The organism is Parabacteroides caecihominis (assembly GCF_023656785.1).
Lineage (GTDB): Bacteria > Bacteroidota > Bacteroidia > Bacteroidales > Tannerellaceae > Parabacteroides > Parabacteroides segnis.
The window spans coordinates 35807-59759 of record NZ_JAMOKS010000038.1 but is presented as its reverse complement, the minus strand read 5'-3'; the positions used below and the strand labels follow the sequence as shown (position 1 = coordinate 59759).

Sequence of the window (23953 nt, the reverse complement as noted above, 5' to 3'; positions counted from 1 at the left end):
GAGTTAACCTGTTTCATAAATAAGCAAGAAATAAGTCAACCGTTATTATTATTAAGTTTAAACCGAGTCAACCTTTTATATATATAAGACTGAAAGTAGTCAACTAAAAACGTTAACATACAGTTTCCTCGTAGTTCTGCTATTAGGAAACTGGCGTTTCCTATGGGAGAAACTCTGATTTCCTCCGTAAGAAACTCTAGTTCCCTGCGGAGGAAACTGTCGTTTCTTAGGCAGGAAATTAGAGTTTCCAAATAAAGGAATTGTTAGGAAATTACAGTTTCCTAAAAGTTAAACTACGAGGAAACTGTAATTGGTTGATTGTTATCTTGTTTTGTTTCTTTCGAGTTCGTTGAGATTCTCCATCTTCTTCCGTTGAAGGAATTCGTAAATGCCTTCAAGATGTTCAGTGACCCGCTGGTTGCCGAATTCGTAGACTTTCGTCACCAGGCCGTCCAGGAAATCACGGTCGTGAGACACCACAATCAGCGTACCGTCAAAGTCAAGCAACGCCTGTTTCAGGATATCTTTCGTTTTCATGTCCAAATGGTTGGTCGGCTCGTCGAGAATCAGCAGGTTGACCGGTTCGAGCAGCAGTTTGATCATCGCCAGGCGCGTGCGCTCTCCACCCGACAAAACCTTCACCTTCTTGGCTGAATTTTCTCCGCCGAACATGAACGCGCCGAGCAAATCCTTGATTTTGTTACGGATATCACCTTGGGCCACATCGTCTATCGTTTGAAAGACAGTCAGGTTCTCATCCAACATCGAAGCCTGATTCTGAGCGAAATAACCGATCATCACGTTATGTCCGATGGTCAGCGTGCCGTCGTGTTCGATCTCTTTCATGATACATTTCACCAGCGTGGACTTTCCTTCGCCGTTCTTTCCTACGAAAGCGATTTTGTCGCCCCGTTCGATCATCAGGTTGGCATTGCGGAAGACCGTATGGTTGCCGTATGTTTTTGCCACGTTTTCGATAATCACCGGATACGTACCGGAGCGGGGAGAGGGCGGGAACTTCAGGCGGAGTGCCGATGTGTCTTCCTCATCCACTTCAAGTATCTCAAGTTTTTCAAGCATTTTGACACGGCTTTGTACCTGTAGCGTTTTGGAGTATGTCCCTTTGAAACGTTCGATAAACTCCCGGGTTTCGGCAATCATTTTCTGTTGTTCGTCGAATGCCTTTTGTTGTTGTACGCGGCGTTCCTGGCGGAGTTGCAGATAACTGCTGTAATTCACCTTGTAGTCGTAGATGCGCCCCATGGTGACTTCGATTGTGCGGGTGGTGATATGGTCGACAAACGCCCGGTCGTGGCTGATGACAACCACCGCCTGCCCGTTATCGATCAGGAAATCTTCCAGCCACTGGATTGATTCGATGTCCAGATGGTTCGTAGGCTCGTCGAGCAGTAACACGTCCGGTTTCTTCAAGAGCAACTTCGCCAGCTCGATGCGCATGCGCCAGCCACCGCTGAACTCGCTGGTCTGCCGGTTGAAATCTTCGCGCTTGAAACCCAGTCCGAGCAATGTCTTCTCGATATCGGCGTCATAATTGATCTCCTCGATGGAATAAAATTTCTCGCTGAGTGTGGAGACGCGCTCGATCAGCTCCATATAACTGTCCGAATCATAGTCGGTACGTGTTTCCAACTCCTTGTTGATCGTTTCGATCTCGGCTTCCATCTCATGCAGGTGGGCGAAAGCCTGTGCCGTTTCTTCAAAGACGGTGCGCCCGTCTTCCGTCATCAGATGCTGCGGCAGATAGGCAATGACCGTATCTTTGGGTGCCGAAACCTTTCCGCGTGTCGGTTCGCGTACCCCGGCAAGTATTTTGAGCAAAGTCGATTTGCCCGCACCGTTTTTCCCCATCAGGGCAATCCGGTCTTTCTCGTTTATAACGAAAGATATATCAGAAAAGAGGGCACTTCCGCCAAACTCCACTGTCAGTCCATCAATAGAAATCATACGTACATTATATATATGTGTAAAAAGAAGGCGCAAAGGTAGGAAAAATGTTTGGAATATTTGTTTTATGTTTTGAAACAACTTATCTTTGCACCCGCTAATACAAACAGCTTAAATTAATTATTCAAACATGGCAACAAAAATTAGATTGCAAAGACACGGTCGTAAAAGCTACGCTTTTTATCAGATCGTAGTTGCAGACAGCAGGGCTCCACGTGATGGAAAGTTTATTGAAAGGATAGGTTCTTATAATCCGAACACTAATCCTGCTACAGTAGATTTGAACTTCGAAAGAGCTTTGTATTGGTTACAGGTAGGTGCACAGCCTACAGACACAACTCGCAACATTCTGTCACGCGAAGGTGTATGCATGAAAAAGCATTTACTGGAAGGTGTTAAGAAAGGTGCATTCGACGAAGCTACAGCGGAATCAAAATTCCAGGCTTGGTTGAAAAACAAACAAGCATCTGTTGAAGCAGTAAAATCGAAAGACAGCGAAGCAGCTAAGGCTGCAGAAAAAGCTCGTCTGGAAGCTGAAAAAGAAGCTAACAAGGCAAAAGCAGAAGAAGTAGCTAAAAAGAAAGCTGAATTAGCAGCAGCCGCTGCAGCAAAGGCAGCTGAAGAAGCAGCAGCAAACGCTCCTGTAGAAGAAGCTCCAGCAGCAGAAAGCGCTGAGTAATTCGCTTAATGCCAAATAAAAAGAGGACATTTCCTGTGTGGAGTGTCCTCTTTTTTATTGTGTGTCCCCTTATTTCTTTCCCAGCAGGAAACCGTTGATTTGTTCAACGAACTGTTCCTTTGAAAGTGCTCCTTGTGCCAGTTGCGGTTTTCCTTTAGCAGGAATAAACAGCAGGGTAGGGATGCTCTGTATGCCGAAAGCGGCAGCCAGTTCCTTTTCGTTATCGACATTGATCTTATAAATGATGATGTCGTTTTTGTATTCTCCGGCCAATTCTTTTAATATAGGAGAAACCTTCTTGCAAGGTCCGCACCAGTCAGCATAGAAGTCGACGATGCAAGGCTTGGTGCCTTCATAAACCCATTCTGTTTGGTTTTTCTCGTAATTATATACTTTGGTCAGAAAGTCAGCTTTGTTAAGTACTACAACTTCGCCCTGGGCAGCTACGTTTCCTGTTTCGTTTTTATCCGATTTGGCAGACATGGAGCAACTAACCAGCAGCAACACCACCGAAATCAGGAATAAATCTTTCAACTTTCTCATATAAAACTTATTACTTCATTGATAATTATAGAATACAAAAATAGTAATAAAACGGATATGACTCCCCATCCTGAGTGGTTAAAAGAAAAATAATAGCTTAAAAAGAAAAAAATACTTTGTAAAATTAGGAGATATAAAAAATATCACTACCTTTGCACCGCAATCGAGAGAAAACGATAGCAAAACATACTGGAGAGATGGCAGAGTGGTCGATTGCGGCGGTCTTGAAAACCGTTGAACTGAAAGGTTCCTGGGGTTCGAATCCCTATCTCTCCGCTGAGTATAAGAAGTCCTTGTAAACTTAGGTTTATGAGGATTTTTTATTTATTAATACATTGATAATATGAAACAGTTTGATTTTGAAGCAATATTCAATTATTATTCTGATGATCCTTATATCTTTACACCTTCCGTTTTAGAAGATTTCAAAAATGGGGATATTGAATTATCTGATAATTATAATATATATTTTATAACCTGGACTAACAGAGCATGGTTTCTTGTAGATAGTTTGACCTTTGATAATAAAAGGAATATTGTTCAAATATGTATTGTTATTATGAATCAATATGACAGGAATATTATGTGTGTTCAATTTGAAGTACCAAACGAGGTGAAATCAATAGAAGTTTCAGACTTTCCCCATAAATATCTGATATTTAAAAACTCGGAAAATGAAGAAATACAGACATTCCATAGACATGAGTTTTTGCTTAAACATACTTCTATATTATTTGAAGTCCTTTATATCGGTCGTTCATATGGTGTGAAGAAAAAATTGAATATTGTGGATAGATTGTATAATCAAAATCATAAAGCCTTGAAATCTATATTGATGAATATCACAGAGTTGAACCCAGATAAAGAGGCGCTTATTATGGCTTTTAATTTTAGACATAAACAAAAGATATTTAGTACTGGTTTTGAATACTTTGAGTCTACGTATGAAAGAGAAAAAAAGAGAATAAATACATTTAATGAAATGCATATTCCAAGGAAAATAGAGGTAGATGTTATAGAAGAAATTTTAATTAATTATTTTAGACCAAAATATAACAATTATTTGAAGCATAGTATAGATACTTTGAATACGAAAGCTGCTCGTTTTTTTATGGGTGTAGATATTTCTGGACTTGTTGTAGAGTTTGCTACCAAGGAGACAGGTGTACACCTATATACAGACATCGTTCCACCGAAAAGAATTCACCTAATAAATATTCCAATGCTCAAAGATGCAAGCAGGGTAGTCTCTTTTAATGAATCAGATATCGAGTTTTCACGCAAAAAGAATATCGATTTTTATTTGGATATGTGAGACTTATTGTCTTGTAATATATAACTTATTATTGTTTTGACTAGTTCCTTGTTGACTTCAAATTGCATATAAGTTTCTGTATTTATAAAAGTAAATTATAAGTTGTTGAGTTTATATTTATATGTGTAGTTCAATGTTTTATAATTTGCTACAGCGATATACAGTGATTGTGTTAATCGGCATCCTATTGAGTTTCGGTATTGCACGTCTGATAGGTTATACCGAAGGTCTCCCAGCGAAGCAGCTGTTACTCGAATTGGAGTTTCCCGCCGATTTGTTCGGGTAACTCATCCGTTGGCAGACGGGCGATTAAATCCCGACAATCTTCTCGAACCGTTTCTCCATACATACGCTGACGTCAGTCGTAACGAACTTCCCGTTGTAGAAAAGGGTGAATATGGTAGCTGGGGTAGGAGCGTCTTGTGCCTGTTCCATCGTCTCCAGTTTGATGATTTTAAGCGGTATACCTTTCCTTTCGGCCACCTCTGCCAGTGTACCGCGCACATGAAATTCCGTGAATGGGCAACGGTTGGTGTAATAGACGACCACGCCGTTCTTTTCCTCACATTCTCCGCTTCGCACGCTTGTTTTGAACGACGGGTCAGGGGCTTCGGAGTCGATTTTCAAAGCCAGCAGGCTGAAACCGTCGGACAGTTTTTCGACCGTTTGGAAACCCTGGTGCAAAAGCCATTTGGTGTCGCTCATAAAATGGAACTTGGATGTACCCGCTACGGTGACCAGCCCCGCTTTTCCCTGTGCCCTGGCATCGTCGATGGCGGATTGCAGCAGGGCCTTTCCATGTCCGCATCCTTTATATTGCCCTGAAACCCAGAAACAGTTTATCATCAGATAAGCGGGGGCATCAACGGGAACCCATGCCTTTTCGGCGGGAACATATTCGATAAATACTTTGGCGCGTTCGTCAAGACGGCGGAATACATATCCGTTATCAAACTCTTTCCTGAGCCATTCCTTTTTCAGTTCATAACTTTCCTTGCATTTTTTGTCGGAGAAGGTGCAGCAGATATGTTCGGTTGCGATATTTTCCTTCGTCAGGGTGATGTATTTCGTTTCCATGATGATCTTATTTTATGGGTATGTAAATCTTGGTTAGAGCCGCTTCGCTGTCCGTTCCGGTATAATGGATGTATTCTTCGAAAAGCATCCCGTGACGGATAGTGTGGTTGAAGCTGACGCTGATGTTGTTGTAAAACTCCTGTAGGTTGGAATAACTGTCTTTCAACGTATAAACGGCATATTTCCCTTTCCGCAGTCGGAGTGTGCCGAAGACGCCTACCGCTTCGACCGGTTTATCTATCGTTGCACAGGCGTAGAAGCGGCATTGTCCGGCTATGGTGACGTTCGGATCGTCGAAACTCAGACCAATAAAGCGGGTGGCGGCGGATAGTGCCTGCTTTTCTTTCAGGAACTTCATCAGTTTGTCCCAGGCCGTTTTGTAAGGCATTTCCTCTCCGTACTGTCCCACGATGCGGATATAAATCAGATTCAGATCTTCCTCCTCACAGATTTCCGAAGAGGCGGTTTCGTATTTGCCGCCGCTGCTTTTCACATATTCCTGCAAGCGGGCGTTCAATTCGTTGATATAGGCTTTCGGCGAGATACCGAATAGCTTCCTGAAGGCTTTCGAGAACGACTGCGGATTGTCGTAACCTACCCGTGCGGCCAGCTCGGCAAGTGTCATTTCCTCCGTCTGCATATACATGATAGCCCGTTCCATCCGCTGCCTGGCCATGTAGGCATAGAGGGATTCGTTGAGGGCGGAGCGCATGATGCGGAGCAACTGCCGCCGGGATATGCAGATCCTTTCGGCTATTACATCCAGCTGTAACGGCTGGTGTAGGTTAGCGCTGATGTAATCGATTACCTGGTTCACCTTTTCCTGATAGATATTTTCGGTACTGCTTCGCATACTTCTGATTCTTTAGGGACAAAAGTAGGCAATCTATACTGATCGGGAGTTGTCCAATCCGGCCAAATTCGTTTTCGTTTCGATTGCTTCCTGTGCGTCAGCCTCTTCTATCTGTTGCGGAGCAGGTTGATGACCTCTTTTATTTTTGTCGTATTTACTTTTTCCCTGTACTTATGTACATATATAAGAAGGAAAACAACAAAACAGTTATTGTATAAATCCTTCAGATCGAAAACAAATAAGGGCTTGAGATAAATGAAATCCAATACCCCCTTTTTCCAGACGATATTGCCGAGCAAAGCACAGATCAGTCCCGCGATTTGAAAGGTAATGGCGGTGTCGAGGAGCTTTGTTTTTTTTGATAGGCTTCTGAGGAAAATGTATAATGCCAGTATGATACATTCGGCCACGGCGAAGATGACCATGTGGATCCAGAAGCCCATATTGATATTCAGTTTCTGGTTCAGAAGATAGTTGACGTAGCTGTGTTTGTCGTTGAATACCGGACTGAATTCGAATAGCGAGGGGATAATTTCAAAATGGGTATCCATATAAAAATGATAGATTACAATCTTTGTCGCCTGATCAATGACGACCAGCAGAAGTATCCACCATATAATCTCTTTGGTCTTCATTATTTATTCCGTGTTTGTGAGATAAGTAATCTGTTCTTTTGCCCGGTTTGTTATCTCCCGAATGAAATCGGTTTTCGCGTCGGTGTAGCCGTCGCGATCGTGTTCGTATAGCTTTTGTAGTTTGACCTTTAACTCGCCGTAGGCCTTGGCCGTATCGGGATGGGCGAGGAGATAGTCGCGGAAATAAGGTTCGTCCCAGTCGCCGGAGTATCTTATGTGGAGATGGAAGGCTTGACCTTTAAATCCTTCGGACGTATATCCTTTCATAAACATCATGTGGGGAGGCGGGTTGTCGGGTTTGTGGCAATAGATATAACCTGCTGACTCGATAGTTGGGATGAGGCGGGCGGGATCGGTTTCCTGCTGTATCTCCAGCAAAATGTCGATCGTCGGTTTGGCTGTCAGACCGGGGACGGCAGTGCTTCCGATATGGTTGATACGGATGATGTTTTCCGCTCCGATGGTTTTTACGAGCAGCTCTTTTTCTGTTTCGTAACGTCCGGGCCACTCCGGGTTATGGGGCGACAGTATAATAGGGAACAGTTGCCAAAGTTCCTCGTTGCTCATTTCGTTCAAGTTCTTTTTTTTCATGTCGACAACAACGTTGATTTTGCTGATTGTAGCTTTCTTTGTTTCCATGTTCCCAAAGGTAGGATAAGTTTTCGATATATAACCTATTCTTGTTTATCCGGGTGAAATACAAAAGGGGGAAGGTGACTTTTCGAATAAATTTCATACTTTTACAGACGTGCAATGCGAAGATTAGATATAAATAAGACAGTAAAATCATGGAAATAAATATACGGAAAGCCGAAACCTCGGATTTCAATCAGATTAATGCTTTGTTTAAAGAACTTGCCGAATTTGAGAATTTACCGGAAATGATGACAAATACGGTAGAAAGAATGGTGGCCGAAAAAGATTATTTTAATTGCTTTGTGGCGGAGACGTCCGATAATCAAATCGTTGGTTATGCAACTTATTTCTTTTGTTATTATACCTGGATAGGTAAATCATTGTATATGGATGATTTGTATGTGAAAACTGATTTCAGAGGGCAAGGTCTGGGCTCGGCTTTGATACAGAAGGTTATTTCCCATGCGAAAGAAACAGGTTGCCATAAATTGCGTTGGCAGGTGTCGGGTTGGAACCATTCGGCTATTGATTTTTATAAGAAGCTAGGCGCTGAAGTGAATGGCGTAGAACAGAATTGTGATTTAGTCTTTTAAAAATATAATAAGTAGAAATTCCGATGTTTAAGAAACTTGTGGCGATAGAGCCTGTAAGCCTGATTCCATCAGCAGAAAAGAAATTGCAAGATTTTGCGAAAGAAGTTATTATGTACGACGATATACCCTCCGGCGATGAGGAGGTGGCAAGCCGTATCGGGGATGCGGACGCTGTTTTGTTGAGTTACACCTCGCGGATTGGGAGGGCGGCACTGGAAAAGTGTCCGAACGTCCGGTATATCGGGATGTGTTGCTCGCTTTACTCGCCGGAAAGCGCGAATGTCGATATTTGCTATGCGAACGAACGGGGTATCGTTGTCACCGGTATCCGCGATTATGGCGATGAAGGGGTAGTGGAGTATGTGATCAGCGAACTGGTGCGTTGCCTGCATGGTTTTGAGCAGGAGGCGTGGGACGATATTCCCCGTGAGATTACTGGGATGAAAGTCGGTATCGTAGGACTGGGTAAGTCCGGTGGCATGATAGCGGATGCCTTGAAGTTCTTTGGGGCTGATGTTGCCTATTTCGCCCGGAGCGAGAAAGAGGCGGCACGCGGGAAGGGCTACCGTTTCCTGCCGCTTGGTGAACTGTTGTCGCAGAGCGAAGCCGTTTTCTGTTGCCTGAATAAGAACACCGTCCTGTTGCATGAAGCCGAATTCGGGCAGTTGGGCAATAAAAAGATGCTGTTTAATACCGGTTTGTCTCCGGCCTGGGACGAGGCTCCCTTCATGAAATGGCTCGAAGGCGACAACCTCTGCTTCTGCGATACTGCCGGAGCATTGGGAGACAGCCACCTGCTGAACCATCCGCATGTACGTTGCATGCAAGTCTCGACAGGACGTACGCGCCAGGCTTTTGACCGTCTGAGCGAGAGAGTGCTGGCAAACCTTTCAGCTAATTGCAAATAAACAGAGTTGGAATAGGTCGCACACGGATAACCGCTGAAAAATATTAATTATCAGTGTTTTATCCGCGTGCCCTATGTTTTTATATCGTTTTGACAACCTGGCAGGGATTCCCGACCACCAGGCTGTTGGAGGGTATTGACCGGGTGACAACGCTTCCGGCACCGATTACGCAGTTATCGCCGATAGTAACGCCGGGCAGTACGATTACTCCGCCACCAATCCAGACATCGTTTCCTATCGTAATAGGCAGCGCTCTTGTACGAAAGAACAGCTCTCCCGAGTTTTCATCCCAGTCTTCCACAAATCTCTCGGACGCACTTACCGGGTGGGTTGCAGTGTAGAGTTGCACGTTGGGAGCTATCAGTACGTTATTTCCTATCGTTATATAATTGTTGTCGAGGAAGGTACAGTTCATGTTGATAATCACTTTATCCCCGATAAAGATATGTTTGCCGCATTCGCAGTGGAAGTTTATATCGACTCTTGAATGTTTTCCGACGCGACCGAATAGTTCATGCAGCAAAGCTGTCCTTGCTTCGCTGTTTAAAATGTCGGTCGAATTGAATTCCGCAAGCAACCGTTTGTTACGGACGATCATATTAAACACTTCTTTATCCAGGCGGTTGCAATATTCTCCCGACAGGAATTTCTGATAGTTGGTTTCCATAATGACTGTTTTTTCGGTAAGGATTGTTTATGAACCTCTTAAAAGACGATGGGTGAGGTGATGTTCAGCAGCGTATTCACTACCGACCAACCGGCTATCTCGGCTGTCGCGCTGTAGACGTCGATTACGGCATGTACCTGGTCGTTCCTGATCTCTACCCGTTGTGTATCGCCCGTAAATCCGGGGGTGGACTGCATTGTGACCTGCATGTTCCCGGGGCCTACCGAAGCCCGTGAGGCGGCAACGGTGACATTGACTTTGGTTGGGAAGAGCTTGATGGCTTCTGTTGCACTTCCGGAGAAGACGGTGCGTTGTTCCGTTTGCAACGACTCGTCGTAAACGGGCGTGCCTTTCAGGGCGTTGGGGCCTTTCTCGTTGAAAAACTTCGCAGTGGTATTTCCCATCAGGGAAGCCGTCCGCAACACATCGAAACCGCCGGTTGCTCCGGAGGCCAAGTAGACGCGTGTACCGTGTGCTTTGGCTGTTTCCGAGACTTCGCGGTAGAAGTCATCGTCGGCAAGCGCTCCGATAGAAAGGGTTACGATTGAAGTACCGTTTCTCAGGGTGGGGATAGCCAATTCCCTCATGGCGGCAGGCGAGGCGGCTTCCACCAGGTAATCGGGTTTCAGTGCCAGCAAATCCGCTATGGTTGTACACACTTGGCAAGGTTTTCCCTGTTCCTGCATCCGGGCGGCCATGCTTTCGGCCTTCGATACCGTACGGGAATAGACACCTACTAAATCATATTCAGGCAAAATGCCTTTGATAACGGCTTCGGCGACGATACCGCCCAGCCGTCCGCATCCGACAATTACTAATTTCTTCATGATGGACAAAGGTACATTTTTTATAGTATCATCCGATATCTGACACCTGGTTATAGTTTCTTGATAGAGAAAAACCTTAACTCGGTTACATTTACTCCATTTATAACGATTTTGTTTTTATCCGACAGATTAGATGCTGCTATTTCTTGTGTAAATTTTTCGTTTTCTTGTGCAGATAACTTCTTGCGAGTGATTAAGTCGATGACTCTTATGTGGAGAAATGAGTCACCTATGAGAAAGTTGCTGTCGTATAAAGTTTCTCCTATAACTCGTGCTACATTTCGGAATTCGTTAGTACAATTGGAGAGAATAGATTCGTCAAAATAATCTTCTTCCACTTCCTGGATTGCATTCTCTTTATTGATAATTCTTATTGGAGCATCCGATTGCGACCATTTTTCCCAAAGTAAAGCGTACTCTTTTTTTTGATTATCTGATATGTGCTTAATCTTATCATATAAAACAGCTATATTATCGATAGAGCAACATGCTAGCGGCAATATAAATGGATTTTGTTCAAGATGAGGAAATAAAACCTTTATTTCAGTGGTGTCGGCTTCATATAACTGACCTTTGATTAGTGAGCAAGCCATATAAAAAAAGAGTCGTCCATCAACATCATTTCCATGCCAAACAACGATATTATCGTATTTATCGAAATCATATTTTATGAAGTCCTGTAAAGTTATCAGATGACTATCAGGAAAATGATGTTTCCCAATCAGTTTTTCAAGAGATTGTGATCGTCTTTTCAGTCCTTCATTATTTAAATCTTTAATGGAGGAAAGGGAAGCATGTTTAAGTGTATTTTCAAAAACTAAGACTTTGTCGTTGATGCCTGATCTTTTAAAAAATAACTTTATTGTACCTATTCCTGATGGTTCTGAAGCTATATGTAATGTTTTGTTCATGAAATCAGATAAGTTATATATTAATATTTACATATTGTTGTTGTCCGGTAGGCATGCTTTGCAGGTCATTCTGTTGTTTGTCAAGCAGTAAAACTAATACCTGGGAACATCTTTTATCTCCTCATAATAGTTTTCGATGCCGATTTTCCGTATTTTTTCGTTGATGGAGATGAAACGTTTTTGCAAATGTTCGTCGAACCCGGTTTGTTCGCAAGGGAAGGAGGTACATTGAAAACAAAAATCGACACCCTTTTCACGGAAACAATCCCTGACATGGCAACTTTTGAATAGGGCACATGCCTGTTCGCGGCAGCCGTTGCATTTGGCTTCCGAGAAATAATGCAGCATCATTTTGAAACTCTGGTAGTTTTCGAATACAGGTTCGTCGAGCATGGTGACGAAGCGTTGGGCGTAGACATCGAAGTTACCCAGGCTTTTGATGAGTTCAGTGCTGTGTTTCTGTATGTTGCCACCGTTGAAGGCAAAGCAACCCCCGCAGTGAAGTTCACAAGGGGCGATGTGTTTCTTTATGATCTCGTTAGGTTCCATATATGTTTATTTTAATCCTTTCTTGAAAAGTATCATAGACAAGGCATCCTTCACCTGCTCTTTTTCGGTGATGACAACGCTCATAGGGATGAGTTTTCCGCTAGGTTTCGCCTGGTAGAATTCCTCTTTGATGCTTTCCGTAATTTCCATGTCGGCGATACGGTTCAGATGCTTTTCGGTGAAGTAGGAGGTGGTTCTGAAGTAGTTCTGGTAGACAACCAGCCACGCGAGGTTTTTCTTTTTCGACAGGACTTTGCACAACCAGACCTTCCCGTCGTTGTAATAGTTCCATTCGAGTGTCAGGCCGGCGGCTTCAGCCGATGCGCTGAATGTTTCGAATGCAGGGAAACTAGCCTCCAGAACGTCGGCAAGGACTTCATTTGTGGGGAAGATGTTTTTGTCTTTTAAAATAGGAAGTTCCATAATGTTGTGTATTTCAGTGTGAAAAATAAAGTTTATTTTGTAGGTATATCTCGCAAATCAAAGAGTCAATACCTTTTCTCCGTTTTTGAGATATTCGGTTAGCGGAGTTCCCATATATCTGACGGTAACTCCCAATTTCTCAATAACAGGCTTCACTCCGAACCTTTCGCAGCAGTCTTGGCAGGCTTCGACCGTGACACCCGTTTGAAGCATTTCCAGAATTTCCGTTTGAACCTGTGTGTCCTGGGCGGCTAACTTTACGGAAGCTCCCCAAAGAATCACATTCACTTCCTGCCACCAGCCTCTCTTTTTGGAGTTGAGGGTGTACATGGCTAACATATTGAATATGGTGTCTTTATTGTCGGTTGTCCAGAGAATGTTTAATTTGTCGTTCATGGTAAGATGATTAATGAGTGCGTTTGTTCTTCTTACAAGCAATCACATAAAATAAGAAGGAGATTATAAAAGAGGTTAGGATAATTATAGCAACTCCCATTGCTCCCCATGTTCCGTTATTGTAGGGGAAGTCGGAGGGCATTGGAATGATTTTTCCAGATAAAAAAGCAGCGATAACTAATCCTGTTAATATCGGTAATATAATGATCTGCTTTTTAAATATTAGATCGAAAGGATTTTTGTTTGACATATGCTTGTGTATTTGTATGTTGATTTGCAAACTTAAATACAAATAGATTATTATCCTATTCTTTTCTCTCTTTTTCTGGTAAAAAGTAGATTGTTTCTTTTAAAATCCTATCTTCATTTCCTGAAAAAATATATACCATGAATAAAGAGTTATTTGAAGGCTTCTCTGTTCTCTAGTATGCTGGACATGTTTCCGACCGCCCAGTTTACAAGGGCTTCGATATGTGGCATCAGAGTTGTGCCCAGTTCCGTGAGGCAGTATTCCACACGGGGCGGCACTTCGGGATATACTTTGCGGTGCACCAGGCCGTCGGCTTCCAAAGTCCGGAGCGTGACGGTCAGCATCCGCTGTGAAATATCGTCGATGGTCTTGTGAATGTCGCTGAAACGCATCGTGCCGTTCACGTTCAAAGTAGTCAGGACAAGCATCGACCATTTGTCGCCCAGCCGGCTGAGCACGTCCCTTACCGGACAATTACCTGTGGGGTGAAAATTTTTCATTTTTTTCCTTTTTCTATCAAGCTGAAATTCAATAATAGTTACCTCTGTGTAAGTAGCTTATCCCGGAGTGCGTTCTTGTTTGTTTCGCACGGAACGTCTACATTTGCTGCACAAAGGTAATAAACTTACGAAAGGTAACTATTGTTTCACTTAATAATTACAATTATGTCAAAAAGAGTAGCAGTTTTAGCAGTAAATCCGGTAAACGGATCAGGTTTGTTCCAGTATCTGGAAGCATTTTTTGAAAATGGAATTTCTTATAAGGTATTTGCTGTTGCCGAAACGACAGAGATTAAGACTAATTCGGGTATCAAGCTGACGGTGGACGATGTGGTAGCCAACCTGAAAGGGCATGAGGACGAGTTCGACGCTTTAGTGTTCGGTTGCGGGGATGCCGTTCCTGTGTTCAGCGAAAACGCCGGAAAGCAGTACAACCAGGATATGCTGGCTGTCATCAAAGCCTTTGGTGATAAAGGAAAGATGATGATAGGCCATTGTGCAGCAGCGTTGATGTTTGAAATTGCAGGCGTTGCGAAAGGTAAGAAGGTAGCCGTACATCCGCTGGCAAAACCCGCCATCCAATCCGGACTGGCCACCGACGAAAAATCTGAAATAGACGGAAACTTCTACACCGCCCAGTGCGAAAATGCCATCTGGACGATGCTGCCGAAGGTGGTTGAGGCACTGAAATAAGAATAGTTTTTATATTGTCCCTCAATTTGGGGGACAATTCTGTTTCTTTCCGAACCGAAACCCTCTCTCCGCAATATATACCCCGCTTAGGATAAACACTGAACCGATCAGGGCAACGACCGTGATGATTTCATCAATCACGATGGCCGAAGTGATCAGCGTCACCAGCGGAACGATATAGATATAATTTGCCGTGCGGAACGGCCCCAGCTCTTTTACCGCCGTGTTCCACATGATGTAGCAAAGCATCGATGCTACCACTCCAAGAAACAGCAGGTTAGCTGCCACTACCGGGTTGAGGAGGATCGTGGTATCCGTATTCAACGGATGAATCAGAAACATCGGCGTCAGCGTGACAAGCCCGTAGAAAAACACTTTCCGCGTAATCAGCAATGTCGGATAACGGTTCCCCATCTGTTTCAGTATCAGGCAGTAAAACGCCCACATCAATGCGGCAATCAACGTAAGCATATCTCCCAGCGGATTGATTTTCAGCAGGAAACTACCGTTGAACACCACAAACGCTACGCCGATCAAAGCCATGACCGAGCCATATATCAGGTTTGGCTTTATCTTTTCCTGCCGATAGAAAAGCAACGAAAGAAATGCCGTCAGGATAGGAGCTGTACAGATAATCAGCGACACATTCGAGGCCAGCGTGATGCCTAAAGCCGTGTTTTCAGTAATAAAATAGATCGATCCCCCGCAAAGTCCGGCGGCAACGAACATAAGCTCGTCTCTCTTACTCCGGGCAAACAACACCTTCGGCGAGATAAACCAGATACATATATAAGCCAGCGCGAAACGGTAAAAGAGGATGTCGACCGGCGAAAGCCCGTGGTGGATCAGTACTTTTGTCGATACGAATGTAGTACCCCAGATAATAACCGTTATGATCGCGATCAGGTGATACCAGTAAGTCAGATTTGTTTTTGCCATGTTGTCGGTAAATTTCTATTAATAATTCAGGAAAATCGTACTGCAAATATATGTATTTAGTAAATCAGTTCTGGTGATTTATTTAAAATAAGGAATTATTCCTATATTTGAAGTGAATACAGGACGTTGTATGTTTTAGGAATAACTTTGATAACGAAAATAGGAAAAAATACTATGGCTTTACTGGATCAGATTGATATTAAGATTTTACAGGCGTTGCAGAATAATGCAAAAGTGAACATGAAAGAGTTGTCGGCGGAACTGAATATCTCGAAAACTCCTGTTTACGAACGGGTGAAACGGCTGGAGGAAGAGGGGTATATCAGGAATTATGTTGCGCTGGTGGATAATAAGAAGGTAGGACTTCCGCTGGTGGTCTTCTGCAACGTTTCGCTGGCGGTGCACAAGGATGAGCATATCCAACGTTTCAAAGCAGAGATACAGGAGATTGATGAGGTGATGGAATGTTATTCGATCGGCGGCATCTATGATTTTTTTCTAAAGGTAGTTGTTAAAGACCTGGCCGCATACGACCAGTTTGTCTTTAACAAGCTAACCAAAGTAAATGGCATCGTAAAGATGCAGAGTTCTTTCGTGTTGAACGAGATCAAGCATACGACTGCCCTGAAGGTTGTGCCGGGGGAGTGACGTTACTTTATGCGGTTCGCTAAAATATCGGCAAACATTCCCAGGTGCGAAGCATCGGTTCCGCAACAGCCGCCACAGATTTTCAGCGGGAAATCCCATAACAGACTCAACAGGCGGTCGGATAATTCGGCTGCCGTCGACGATTTCAGGCAGGAGCATCCGTCCAGTTCTTCTGGACTGAGGGCGGCGGCGTTTGCCTGGATGCCGTCGAAGCGGGCTTTTACCAACTCCGTATCGTTCATCGGGTGAAGCAAAGCCTCGTGCAGGATGTCCGGATGTACACAATTTGCCATATAGCAGATGGGAGGGCGCGAGGTCTGTTTATCAATCTTTTCGATAGCTTCGTGGATAAACGTTCCGTCCATCAGCCGCCCGTTGCGTCCGATCATGAAACTGATGATGTAAGGGAGTCCGGTTGTCTCCATCGCTTTTGCCATGCCGGTTGCTTCGCTCAGTTCGGGCATGATGCCGGCAAAAAGGAAATCGACTCCTGACTCCCGGAAATCAAGAAGTGTCGGGAGATGGTAATCGAAAGCCTCTTCGACAGAGAAGTATTTCTGGCCGCTATAGGCATCTCCCCGGCAACCGGTCAACCCGCCGATATAGACCGGCGTGGTGTAGGGTTGCCTTAGTCCGGACAGGAAGGCGGCATTGTCTTTCAGGACGTCCCTGTCCTTATAGACGGATGCGGCGATCCGTTCCCTGTTGGCTCTCCGGGTGGGCGTCGTCAGCAAAAGGGGCAGCCGACGGGCTTCCGCAATATCGAGGTATTCGCGGTAGATGGCTGCCAGTTGTTGCCTGTGCTGTTCGTTGTATATCAACCCGGCGTGGACGATTTGTTCGTCCAGGGGGATACGGTATTCATGACGTAATCTTTCAACGATGGCCCCTTCCGTCAGCAGGGCGGAAGAGGTGTTGAAAGTTTCGGTAAATGTCTGTTCGTTCATTAAAATAGAGTCTTTTGGCCTGAATGGCAAATGTATGAAACATTTCCGGTTTCTATTTGTCCAATCTTGCTGCTTTTATATTATATAATGTACTTCGTGTGCTTTGGTAAGCAGGGGAATTTCCCTATTCTTTATTCATTCTTACTATCCGGGGTATGAACCTGCCGTGGATATCGACCAGCGACTCCTGGGCAGGCATAACCTTCTCTATATCCTTATAAGCCAGCGGCATTTCTTCCACGTTGCCACCGATCAGGGTGACTCCGGCCTGCGAAAGGAACTTTTTCATGGCCGACTGCGTGAATTGCTCTTTGGCTTTCTGTCTCGACATCGCCCGTCCGGCCCCATGTGAAGCGGAGCAGAGTGACTCCTCCGTTCCTCGTCCGCAGACCAGGTAACCGGGTGTCGCCATGCTTCCGGGGATGAGGCCTGGTTGTCCTTTGCCTGCCGGAGTGGCGCCTTTGCGGTGAACGATGGCGTGACGGCCGGGGGTAATCTCTTCCTGCCAGGCGAAGTTGTGATGGTTGTTCACGTTTGCCAGAGGCTTCAGTCCCAATGCTTTCGACAGGTTATGGTGTATTTGTTCGTGGCAGGCACGAGCATAGTCGCCTGCCAGGTTCATGCTCATCCAGTATTCCTGTCCCGCCTCGGTATGTAAATCCAGCCAGGCAAAATGTTGTGCTTCGCGGGGAAGTTTGCAAACTTCGCGGGCGATGTCGCTGTACTGCCGGGCGATGGCCGCTCCCAAACCGCGGGAACCGGAATGGGAGAGGAGCGCCATGTAATTACCTTCGGGAAGGTTCAGTACGTTGCCGGCCGCCAGTTCCAGTTCGCCGAACTCGACAAAATGGTTTCCGCCGCCGGATGTTCCCAGTTGTCGCAGGGCTTTCCCGTGAAACATGCGTAGCAAGGGTGTCGACCGAAACTCCTCGCGGTCGAGTACCTCATGCTCTTGGGCGAACGGGAGGCCGCCTTCCATACCGAAGTGCGTATAGTCTTTCAACGCCTCCTTGATCTGGTGGGCGTAACGTTTCAGGCTTTCCGCCTTGGCATCGAAGACGGTCATACTCATCCGGCAGCCGATATCGACACCGACTGCATAAGGGATGACCGCATTGTCAACGGCCAGCACGCCACCGATAGGCAGTCCGTAACCGGCATGTGCGTCGGGCATCAGGGCGCCAGCGAGGGCTACCGGCAGACGCATTGCCAGCTCCATCTGTTGTTTGGCCAGGGTGTCGATGAATTTCCCGCCATAAGTTTTATATCCTTTCGGCTCGTCCGCCAGAAGATAGGTGGTGAACTGCTTCTCTTCAATCGTAGGAGCGAAGTGTTCCGCCAGTTGCTTCCAGACGTCGTTATCCTTATATTTTCCAGGATCCTCCAACAGGTCGCTCAACAAGGCGAGTACCGTTTCTTTGCTGTCATGTTTGCAATGTTTGCTGATAATGTTCACAGCCTTGCTACGGGCTACATTGTCGGTATATCCTATCTTACTTAAATCTTTTGTTCGTATTGCCATAAATCTTTTTCAGTGTTGTATTCTTCCACGATTTCGTGAAGGGGTATTCACACGGCGCAGTCGTTTGTTGAATGCCGTACGGATACGCCTTGTCTTCCAACGTGCTGAGGACAAATTATTATCGAAGATGAGTTTTGTTTCATCCGTATAATTGCCCATAACGATTGGGTTGTACTGATAGCCTGGCAGCCTGAAAAGAATATAATTTATCCTCTCAGCCCTGACGCATCAGTCTGTTAATAAAATGTATGATATGATTGTGGGACTAATTAACTTATAGAAGTCATATTATAAGTTGTATTAGATAAAAGACGCGAGTTACAAAGATCCTTCCTCCCGAAGAACCACCTTAGTCCCGATTTTCGAATGTTATTTCTGCTCCAACATATTTGTACCCTTTCTCTGTTTTTAGGGTTTGTACTAAAATTTCGATGCAAAGATAATATCAGTTTTTGAATTAACAAATATTTGTAACAAAAAGTGTGAATTTCTATTACCCTTGTTTGTAACTAAAAACCATACCTGATGAGCAAGCTTATTAAAACAAACAATGACTACAAAGCGTGGGTGACAGAGATTAAACAGCATATCCGTCAGTCTCAGTTCAAAGCAGCCGTAAAAGTAAATACAGAGTTGATACGTCTGTATTGGACGCTGGGAAAAGATATAGCGGAAAGACAATCGGAAAGTGCATGGGGAAAAGGTTTCTTTAATGAATTGAGTCAGGATCTTAAAGATGCTTTCCCTGATATGGAAGGATTTTCCGTTACTAATCTGAAATACATGAAACGGATGTATCTATTTTATAGCCAGAGCGATATAATTCGTCAGCAACTTGCTGACGAATTGCAAGAGCATTTGCTATTCTCTATCCCATGGTGGCATCATATTGTTTTGATGACAAAATGTAATACGATAGAAGAAGCTCTTTTTTATATGAAGAAAATTGTGGAAAATGGCTGGAGTCGTAATGTCTTGATGAACTTTATTGAAGCTGATTTGTACAAAGCGGAAGGTAAAGCTATCACTAACTTTGCAAGTTGTTTGCCAAACCCTCAAAGTGATTTGGCCCAACAAACGTTGAAAGACTCTTATAATTTTGATTTTTTATCTATGAGAAGTGGATATAGAGAGCGGGAGCTGGAGGATGCACTTACTGAAAATATTACTAAATTTCTTCTGGAGTTAGGGAATGGTTTCGCTTATATTGGTCGTCAGGTGCGGTTGGAAATAGGGGCAGAGGAGTATTTTATTGACTTGTTGTTTTACAATTACAAGCTTCGTTGTTTTATTGTTACGGAACTAAAGACTGGAAAGTTTAAAGCTGAATATGTCAGTAAGTTGGGGTTATATGTTTCGGCTGTAAATCATCAAATGCGACATAAAGATGATAATCCTACTATTGGATTACTGATTTGTAAGACAAAGGATGAGGTTGTTGCTAAATATACTCTTGAAAGTATTAATCAACCTATTGGTATATCTGAATATCAGTTAGCTGAATTGTTGCCTAAAGATTTCCGGAGTTCTTTACCAAGTATCGAAGAAATTGAGAATGAGTTGAAAGACGAATAACTTTTTTTAATGACAACTTATAAATCACTCTTGTTGATTTTACCAAGAAAAGAGTTTAATTATAACCCATGATAGCATAATTATGGCTATGATAGCAGCTAAGACAAATAGTTTTATTCGTGAAATGTAGGTTTGTTCGTCTCTTTCACGTTCTTTCAATTGTTGGTTGATCTTTTCATATTCTTCAACGCTTATGTCAGGGATATGGGGAGAATATTTGGCACGCATATCTTTTCCCCGGCCGCGAAGTTGACTGAGCTTTTCGCGATCTTCCTTATTTCTTCGTATCATATCAAAAACATGGCCGGCAAAACTCATAAGCTTTTAATTAAGGGTGAATACTTAACTGCATAAACTGTGTAACAAAATACGGAAAAAAATCATATTAAAACAAGTAAAACGCCTAATATGTTACTTATATATACAGGTATTTATCTGTAGGAAGTAATTACTGTTTAATTATCTGATGATGATGAAAATGCGGCTTAGTCCTGCTTCTTATATAGTCTTTCTTGTTATGCTGTTTGTCTTTTCAGCGGATATGACGGCTTCTGTCTTACGGCCGGACTCGTCACGGGTGGGCGAAGGTGACTCTCTTGTCCGAAAATCCATTTACCCTCCTTCTGCCACGCGTAAAAGTGATTTGTATAATGTGTTGTGGGGTGAGCATTACCGCACACTTTATTCTCTCCCGATTACCGTTCCCGCCGTTACCTTGCAATCGCTGTGGGGAGGGGTGAAGGTGGTTGAACAGGCGGCCGATTTTCAAGGATTATTGCTTGAAAACAACCAACAACAACTCTGTCTTTTGAAGCCGTTAGGCGGATATACCACATTTATCGAGTCGAAATTCTTTCAGGAAGTCTATAACAAGAAGGTATTTAAAAATACTTACCTGGATCAGTTTATCGGGGATGCTTATACGATAATCAATCCCTATACCTTTATTTCTGCCGATTATCTGGCACGCTCGTCGGGGTTGAGTTCAAACAATTCGCGGATATTTTACCTGCCGGAACATTCGACCCGTGATACGGTTGCCAACGGGACGTCTATCGAAAATAAGTTGGTCAGTGTTATTGATGTACCGGATTTCAATACCCGTCCGAATATTCTCCTGACGGAAGAGTTGCTGGATACCATACAGGCTAACAAGAATTTTCAGGTAGATCAGGTGCTTTATATCCGCGAACGCCTGCTGGATATGCTGATAGGCGACTGGAATAAAATACCCGAAAACTGGAACTGGCTGGGCCGCTCCGAGGGAGACAGCATCCTCTATGCCCCGATAGTCATAGACCGTAACCACGCTTTTACGAAGGTAGACGGTGTTTTGTTCAAACAAATGCTCCGTGTGCTGGGATTGGGTTTCATCGTCAATTACGACGCTTCCCCGAAAAGCGTCCGGAAAGAGAATACGTTGGGCTTTGCTTTGGATATGGCGCTGGCTTCCCAAAGCGACGTTTCTGTATGGACCGGACAGGCGCGATTTATCCGGCAGACGCTTACCGACTCTATCATCGACGAAGCTTTTTCAAGGCTTCCCAAAGGAATAGAAGACAAAGAAATTAAACGGATTACCCGGATAATAAAGGAAAGGCGGGAGAAGCTGGAGGTGATAGCAAAAAATTATTTTGCTTCGTTGCAACAAACTCCGGTGCTGACGGGAACCAACCGTTCAGACCGTTTCGTGATCGACCGCCATAACCCGGACAGTCTGTTCATACAGATGTACGACCAACAGACCGGACAACGGGTGTTCGACCGGAAATACAGCCGGAAAAAGACAAAAGAGATCTGGCTCTACGGCCTGGAGGGTGACGACTGTTTCGAAGTAAGTGGCAGGGCAAACAAGGAGGTGCCTGTTTTCCTGATTGCCGGGAAAGGAAAGAATACCTACCGGATGGAACCGGGTCACCACATACGTGTTTATGAATATGAGTCGGGGAAGGCAACCCTCGATACCGTGCCCCATGTCAAAAAGGTATTTTCGGATATTCCTGAGATTCATCAGTACGATTATAATAAGATAAAGCATCATAAGATGTCTTTCACTCCCTGGGGAATTTACGACTCGGACAAGGGATTCAGTCTCGGAACCTTTTTTACCTATACGATGTATGGTTTCAAACGTTCGCCCTTCACTTACCAGCACCGTGTCGGGTACAACTATATACAAGGCTTTGTCTATCAGGGGATTTTTCCGTCTTATGACGGGAAGAAATCGTTTAATATAGATGCAACGATCAGCTCGAGGAGGAACTTTTACAATTTCTTCGGCTTCGGAAACAATACGGACGGCTATAAGGATGCGAAGAAGAACTATAACCGCGTGCATATCCGCCAGTTCAAATTATCCCCTTCCTTCCATCTGGATTTCAGCGAAAAGGAGAGGTTGGTCGTGCAAGCCTCTTGGGAAATGTTTAAAGCCAAGGAGACCAACGACCGTTTCATTAACCAGTTTTACCCTGAGGATCATCGTATCTTCAAAACCAACCTGTTCATCGACCTCGGACTATCCTTCCATACGGAAAAAGAGATATGTTCCTTCATTCCAAAACTGGGAGGGACGCTTACCGGAGGTTGGAAGATGAACCTGAAAGATGCAAGCCGTAATTTCCCTTACGCCGAAGCATCGGTGGAACTGGATGTAAAGATAACCGACCGCCTTACCTGGGCTACGATGGCGAAAACCCAGCAGCTTTTCAATAATAAGTATGAGTTTTACCAGGCAGCATCCACCGAATTGCGCGGTTACAGGGATAACCGTTTCATCGGGAAGCAATCTTTTTACCAGTATTCGGACATCCGGCTGGATATGGGGAAGTTGAAGAATCCGTTTACCCCGCTGAAGTACGGTGTCTTTGCCGGTTTCGATTACGGGCGTGTCTGGTTTCCCGGCGAGCAATCCAAAAGATGGCATACGTCCTACGGGGGAGGTATCTGGCTGACGTTGATTAATAAGATTACGACGAAATATTCCTGCTTCGGTTCGACCGACAGTTTCCGTTTTATGTTTGAGTTGGGGCTGGGTTTCTGACCCTCCCGGATTGTTTTTCCGGAGATATGCCTAAACAAACCCATTTGCCGGTTGTTTATTAAATAGTACATAAAATTAAAACAACTTAGGTAATGGATGCTAATAGTGAAAAGAAAATCAAGGTTCTTCCTAACGGACCTTATGAAGTGATCGGGGATATTCCCCTGAACCAATTGCGTTATGTAAACGACCGTAAAGGTGCTTCCACCGGTTATAAGGAAATACAGAAGTATGCTTCGGAAGGCGTATATCATCTGTGCCGTTGCGGCGGTTCGCATAACAAACCGTTCTGCGACGGGACGCATAAGAAAAACGGCTTTAAAGGAGATACGACCGCCAGCCATGACACATACGATGAAATGTCTGTCCTCTACGAAGGGAAGGTGATCGATATGCTGGACGCCGAAAGTCTTTGCGCCGTGGCCCGTTTCTGTGATACCCACGGTACGTCCTGGGAACAAGTAGAAGAGGGCGACTCGGCCGAAACGATTGAAATCGTGAAACAGCAATGCGCCAACTGTCCCAGCGGACGTCTCACAGCCGTCACGAAAGACGGAAAACGTATCGAACCGGAACTGCCCGAAGGCATCAGTATCCTCGAAGACGTGGCTCTTAGTGTTCACGGCCCTATCTGGGTGAAAGGCGGTATCCCGATAGAAGATGAGCACGGACGAGTTTATCCTGTCCACAACCGTGTCACTTTGTGCCGTTGCGGTTTGTCTCAGAATAAACCGTTCTGCGACGGAAAACACATGCGAAACCAGGGAGAACTGGACGATTAAAAAAATAGCTACCGACCTTTTTCCGAAAAGCATGCGCCCTCTTGGTAAAAAGCATGTATCCTTTTCGGAAAAACGTCGGC

Annotated in this window: 27 protein-coding genes and 1 tRNA gene; 10 read left to right on the top strand and 18 right to left on the bottom strand. The window is 44.4% G+C overall.

What is annotated here, in order from left to right; all coding sequences use genetic code 11:
• Positions 1-321: 321 nt before the first annotated feature.
• Entirely contained in the window at positions 322-1965 is a 1644-nt protein-coding gene (locus NBH14_RS23860; protein ID WP_186961495.1) for an ABC-F family ATP-binding cassette domain-containing protein, read from the bottom strand.
• 130 nt (positions 1966-2095) lie between these two features.
• Here NBH14_RS23860 and NBH14_RS23855 point away from each other — a divergent pair, with 130 nt between their 5' ends.
• Complete coding sequence (locus NBH14_RS23855) at positions 2096-2644, top strand: 30S ribosomal protein S16 (RefSeq protein WP_128135461.1); 549 nt, start codon at positions 2096-2098, stop codon at positions 2642-2644.
• A 69-nt stretch (positions 2645-2713) separates the two neighbouring features.
• Here the strand turns inward: NBH14_RS23855 and trxA are convergent, their stop codons facing one another.
• On the bottom strand, positions 2714-3187 hold the full coding sequence (trxA, locus tag NBH14_RS23850) for a thioredoxin (protein WP_007653008.1): 474 nt from the start codon (positions 3185-3187) through the stop codon (positions 2714-2716).
• 191 nt (positions 3188-3378) lie between these two features.
• On the opposite strand from trxA, the gene NBH14_RS23845 reads away from it, so the two are divergent.
• Positions 3379-3463, top strand: a tRNA-Ser gene (locus NBH14_RS23845).
• 67 nt (positions 3464-3530) lie between these two features.
• Positions 3531-4502 (top strand): hypothetical protein, encoded by a 972-nt coding sequence (locus tag NBH14_RS23840; protein ID WP_250817803.1) that lies wholly within the window; start codon positions 3531-3533, stop codon positions 4500-4502.
• Positions 4503-4811: 309 nt separating this feature from the next.
• Here the strand turns inward: NBH14_RS23840 and NBH14_RS23835 are convergent, their stop codons facing one another.
• The 4 genes from NBH14_RS23835 to NBH14_RS23820 all read right to left on the bottom strand — a co-directional run bounded on the left by NBH14_RS23835 (position 4812) and on the right by NBH14_RS23820 (position 7706).
• The gene (locus tag NBH14_RS23835) at positions 4812-5579 is read right to left on the bottom strand and encodes a GNAT family N-acetyltransferase (RefSeq protein WP_186961493.1); all 768 of its coding nucleotides are present in this window, start codon (positions 5577-5579) and stop codon (positions 4812-4814) included.
• Positions 5580-5586: 7 nt separating this feature from the next.
• Positions 5587-6432 (bottom strand): AraC family transcriptional regulator, encoded by an 846-nt coding sequence (locus tag NBH14_RS23830; protein ID WP_128134539.1) that lies wholly within the window; start codon positions 6430-6432, stop codon positions 5587-5589.
• 107 nt (positions 6433-6539) lie between these two features.
• Positions 6540-7067: a signal peptidase II gene (locus NBH14_RS23825; protein ID WP_186961492.1), complete on the bottom strand. Its 528-nt coding sequence runs from the start codon at positions 7065-7067 to the stop codon at positions 6540-6542.
• A gap of 3 nt (positions 7068-7070) precedes the next feature.
• On the bottom strand, positions 7071-7706 hold the full coding sequence (locus tag NBH14_RS23820) for a GrpB family protein (protein WP_250817802.1): 636 nt from the start codon (positions 7704-7706) through the stop codon (positions 7071-7073).
• Positions 7707-7855: 149 nt separating this feature from the next.
• Between NBH14_RS23820 and NBH14_RS23815 the strand changes: the two genes are divergently transcribed.
• Positions 7856-8296: a GNAT family N-acetyltransferase gene (locus NBH14_RS23815; RefSeq protein WP_186961491.1), complete on the top strand. Its 441-nt coding sequence runs from the start codon at positions 7856-7858 to the stop codon at positions 8294-8296.
• A gap of 23 nt (positions 8297-8319) precedes the next feature.
• Positions 8320-9204, top strand: a complete 885-nt coding sequence (locus tag NBH14_RS23810) for an NAD(P)-dependent oxidoreductase (RefSeq protein ID WP_186961490.1) — start codon at positions 8320-8322, stop codon at positions 9202-9204.
• 79 nt (positions 9205-9283) lie between these two features.
• On the opposite strand, the gene NBH14_RS23805 is transcribed toward NBH14_RS23810, so the two are convergent.
• The 8 genes from NBH14_RS23805 to NBH14_RS23770 form a co-directional block, all read right to left on the bottom strand.
• The gene (locus NBH14_RS23805) at positions 9284-9871 is read right to left on the bottom strand and encodes a sugar O-acetyltransferase (RefSeq protein WP_186961489.1); all 588 of its coding nucleotides are present in this window, start codon (positions 9869-9871) and stop codon (positions 9284-9286) included.
• Positions 9872-9909: 38 nt separating this feature from the next.
• Positions 9910-10698 carry an aspartate dehydrogenase domain-containing protein gene (locus tag NBH14_RS23800; RefSeq protein ID WP_186961488.1) on the bottom strand — a complete coding sequence of 263 codons (789 nt, stop codon included), beginning with the start codon at positions 10696-10698 and terminating at the stop codon, positions 9910-9912.
• Positions 10699-10748: 50 nt separating this feature from the next.
• On the bottom strand, positions 10749-11609 hold the full coding sequence (locus NBH14_RS23795) for a DUF3658 domain-containing protein (protein ID WP_186961487.1): 861 nt from the start codon (positions 11607-11609) through the stop codon (positions 10749-10751).
• Positions 11610-11702: 93 nt separating this feature from the next.
• Positions 11703-12158: a DUF3795 domain-containing protein gene (locus NBH14_RS23790; RefSeq protein ID WP_186961486.1), complete on the bottom strand. Its 456-nt coding sequence runs from the start codon at positions 12156-12158 to the stop codon at positions 11703-11705.
• A gap of 6 nt (positions 12159-12164) precedes the next feature.
• Entirely contained in the window at positions 12165-12581 is a 417-nt protein-coding gene (locus tag NBH14_RS23785; protein ID WP_186961485.1) for a DUF3788 family protein, read from the bottom strand.
• A 57-nt stretch (positions 12582-12638) separates the two neighbouring features.
• A complete protein-coding gene (locus NBH14_RS23780) occupies positions 12639-12977 on the bottom strand; it encodes a DsrE family protein (protein ID WP_186961484.1) in 339 nt (112 codons plus the stop codon).
• A gap of 10 nt (positions 12978-12987) precedes the next feature.
• Positions 12988-13227 carry a hypothetical protein gene (locus NBH14_RS23775; protein ID WP_186961483.1) on the bottom strand — a complete coding sequence of 80 codons (240 nt, stop codon included), beginning with the start codon at positions 13225-13227 and terminating at the stop codon, positions 12988-12990.
• Between the two features lie 149 nt (positions 13228-13376).
• Positions 13377-13727: a winged helix-turn-helix transcriptional regulator gene (locus NBH14_RS23770; RefSeq protein WP_186961482.1), complete on the bottom strand. Its 351-nt coding sequence runs from the start codon at positions 13725-13727 to the stop codon at positions 13377-13379.
• A gap of 165 nt (positions 13728-13892) precedes the next feature.
• On the opposite strand from NBH14_RS23770, the gene NBH14_RS23765 reads away from it, so the two are divergent.
• Entirely contained in the window at positions 13893-14420 is a 528-nt protein-coding gene (locus NBH14_RS23765; RefSeq protein ID WP_007653110.1) for a DJ-1/PfpI family protein, read from the top strand.
• A gap of 21 nt (positions 14421-14441) precedes the next feature.
• On the opposite strand, the gene NBH14_RS23760 is transcribed toward NBH14_RS23765, so the two are convergent.
• Entirely contained in the window at positions 14442-15359 is a 918-nt protein-coding gene (locus tag NBH14_RS23760) for a DMT family transporter (protein WP_186961481.1), read from the bottom strand.
• Between the two features lie 174 nt (positions 15360-15533).
• On the opposite strand from NBH14_RS23760, the gene NBH14_RS23755 reads away from it, so the two are divergent.
• Entirely contained in the window at positions 15534-16007 is a 474-nt protein-coding gene (locus NBH14_RS23755; protein ID WP_186961480.1) for an Lrp/AsnC family transcriptional regulator, read from the top strand.
• A 2-nt stretch (positions 16008-16009) separates the two neighbouring features.
• Here NBH14_RS23755 and NBH14_RS23750 read toward each other — a convergent pair whose 3' ends face one another.
• Positions 16010-16954: a homocysteine S-methyltransferase family protein gene (locus tag NBH14_RS23750; protein WP_186961479.1), complete on the bottom strand. Its 945-nt coding sequence runs from the start codon at positions 16952-16954 to the stop codon at positions 16010-16012.
• A gap of 124 nt (positions 16955-17078) precedes the next feature.
• Positions 17079-18476 carry an RtcB family protein gene (locus tag NBH14_RS23745; RefSeq protein WP_186961478.1) on the bottom strand — a complete coding sequence of 466 codons (1398 nt, stop codon included), beginning with the start codon at positions 18474-18476 and terminating at the stop codon, positions 17079-17081.
• A 525-nt stretch (positions 18477-19001) separates the two neighbouring features.
• On the opposite strand from NBH14_RS23745, the gene NBH14_RS23740 reads away from it, so the two are divergent.
• The gene (locus NBH14_RS23740; RefSeq protein ID WP_186961476.1) at positions 19002-20051 is read left to right on the top strand and encodes a PDDEXK nuclease domain-containing protein; all 1050 of its coding nucleotides are present in this window, start codon (positions 19002-19004) and stop codon (positions 20049-20051) included.
• A 39-nt stretch (positions 20052-20090) separates the two neighbouring features.
• Here the strand turns inward: NBH14_RS23740 and NBH14_RS23735 are convergent, their stop codons facing one another.
• A complete protein-coding gene (locus NBH14_RS23735) occupies positions 20091-20342 on the bottom strand; it encodes a hypothetical protein (protein ID WP_250817801.1) in 252 nt (83 codons plus the stop codon).
• A 175-nt stretch (positions 20343-20517) separates the two neighbouring features.
• Between NBH14_RS23735 and NBH14_RS23730 the strand changes: the two genes are divergently transcribed.
• Complete coding sequence (locus NBH14_RS23730) at positions 20518-23091, top strand: hypothetical protein (protein ID WP_250817800.1); 2574 nt, start codon at positions 20518-20520, stop codon at positions 23089-23091.
• A 92-nt stretch (positions 23092-23183) separates the two neighbouring features.
• Positions 23184-23873 (top strand): CDGSH iron-sulfur domain-containing protein, encoded by a 690-nt coding sequence (locus tag NBH14_RS23725; protein ID WP_186961473.1) that lies wholly within the window; start codon positions 23184-23186, stop codon positions 23871-23873.
• Positions 23874-23953 lie beyond the last annotated feature (80 nt).

Bases quoted from the DNA above. Each gene is read 5' to 3' on its own strand.
- NBH14_RS23860 (WP_186961495.1), bottom strand. From the start codon at position 1,965: ATGATTTCTATTGATGGACTGACAGTGGAGTTTGGCGGAAGTGCCCTC.
- NBH14_RS23855 (WP_128135461.1), top strand. From the start codon at position 2,096: ATGGCAACAAAAATTAGATTGCAAAGACACGGTCGTAAAAGCTACGCT.
- trxA (WP_007653008.1), bottom strand. From the start codon at position 3,187: ATGAGAAAGTTGAAAGATTTATTCCTGATTTCGGTGGTGTTGCTGCTG.
- NBH14_RS23840 (WP_250817803.1), top strand. From the start codon at position 3,531: ATGAAACAGTTTGATTTTGAAGCAATATTCAATTATTATTCTGATGAT.
- NBH14_RS23835 (WP_186961493.1), bottom strand. From the start codon at position 5,579: ATGGAAACGAAATACATCACCCTGACGAAGGAAAATATCGCAACCGAA.
- NBH14_RS23830 (WP_128134539.1), bottom strand. From the start codon at position 6,432: ATGCGAAGCAGTACCGAAAATATCTATCAGGAAAAGGTGAACCAGGTA.
- NBH14_RS23825 (WP_186961492.1), bottom strand. From the start codon at position 7,067: ATGAAGACCAAAGAGATTATATGGTGGATACTTCTGCTGGTCGTCATT.
- NBH14_RS23820 (WP_250817802.1), bottom strand. From the start codon at position 7,706: ATGGAAACAAAGAAAGCTACAATCAGCAAAATCAACGTTGTTGTCGAC.
- NBH14_RS23815 (WP_186961491.1), top strand. From the start codon at position 7,856: ATGGAAATAAATATACGGAAAGCCGAAACCTCGGATTTCAATCAGATT.
- NBH14_RS23810 (WP_186961490.1), top strand. From the start codon at position 8,320: ATGTTTAAGAAACTTGTGGCGATAGAGCCTGTAAGCCTGATTCCATCA.
- NBH14_RS23805 (WP_186961489.1), bottom strand. From the start codon at position 9,871: ATGGAAACCAACTATCAGAAATTCCTGTCGGGAGAATATTGCAACCGC.
- NBH14_RS23800 (WP_186961488.1), bottom strand. From the start codon at position 10,698: ATGAAGAAATTAGTAATTGTCGGATGCGGACGGCTGGGCGGTATCGTC.
- NBH14_RS23795 (WP_186961487.1), bottom strand. From the start codon at position 11,609: ATGAACAAAACATTACATATAGCTTCAGAACCATCAGGAATAGGTACA.
- NBH14_RS23790 (WP_186961486.1), bottom strand. From the start codon at position 12,158: ATGGAACCTAACGAGATCATAAAGAAACACATCGCCCCTTGTGAACTT.
- NBH14_RS23785 (WP_186961485.1), bottom strand. From the start codon at position 12,581: ATGGAACTTCCTATTTTAAAAGACAAAAACATCTTCCCCACAAATGAA.
- NBH14_RS23780 (WP_186961484.1), bottom strand. From the start codon at position 12,977: ATGAACGACAAATTAAACATTCTCTGGACAACCGACAATAAAGACACC.
- NBH14_RS23775 (WP_186961483.1), bottom strand. From the start codon at position 13,227: ATGTCAAACAAAAATCCTTTCGATCTAATATTTAAAAAGCAGATCATT.
- NBH14_RS23770 (WP_186961482.1), bottom strand. From the start codon at position 13,727: ATGAAAAATTTTCACCCCACAGGTAATTGTCCGGTAAGGGACGTGCTC.
- NBH14_RS23765 (WP_007653110.1), top strand. From the start codon at position 13,893: ATGTCAAAAAGAGTAGCAGTTTTAGCAGTAAATCCGGTAAACGGATCA.
- NBH14_RS23760 (WP_186961481.1), bottom strand. From the start codon at position 15,359: ATGGCAAAAACAAATCTGACTTACTGGTATCACCTGATCGCGATCATA.
- NBH14_RS23755 (WP_186961480.1), top strand. From the start codon at position 15,534: ATGGCTTTACTGGATCAGATTGATATTAAGATTTTACAGGCGTTGCAG.
- NBH14_RS23750 (WP_186961479.1), bottom strand. From the start codon at position 16,954: ATGAACGAACAGACATTTACCGAAACTTTCAACACCTCTTCCGCCCTG.
- NBH14_RS23745 (WP_186961478.1), bottom strand. From the start codon at position 18,476: ATGGCAATACGAACAAAAGATTTAAGTAAGATAGGATATACCGACAAT.
- NBH14_RS23740 (WP_186961476.1), top strand. From the start codon at position 19,002: ATGAGCAAGCTTATTAAAACAAACAATGACTACAAAGCGTGGGTGACA.
- NBH14_RS23735 (WP_250817801.1), bottom strand. From the start codon at position 20,342: ATGATACGAAGAAATAAGGAAGATCGCGAAAAGCTCAGTCAACTTCGC.
- NBH14_RS23730 (WP_250817800.1), top strand. From the start codon at position 20,518: ATGATGATGAAAATGCGGCTTAGTCCTGCTTCTTATATAGTCTTTCTT.
- NBH14_RS23725 (WP_186961473.1), top strand. From the start codon at position 23,184: ATGGATGCTAATAGTGAAAAGAAAATCAAGGTTCTTCCTAACGGACCT.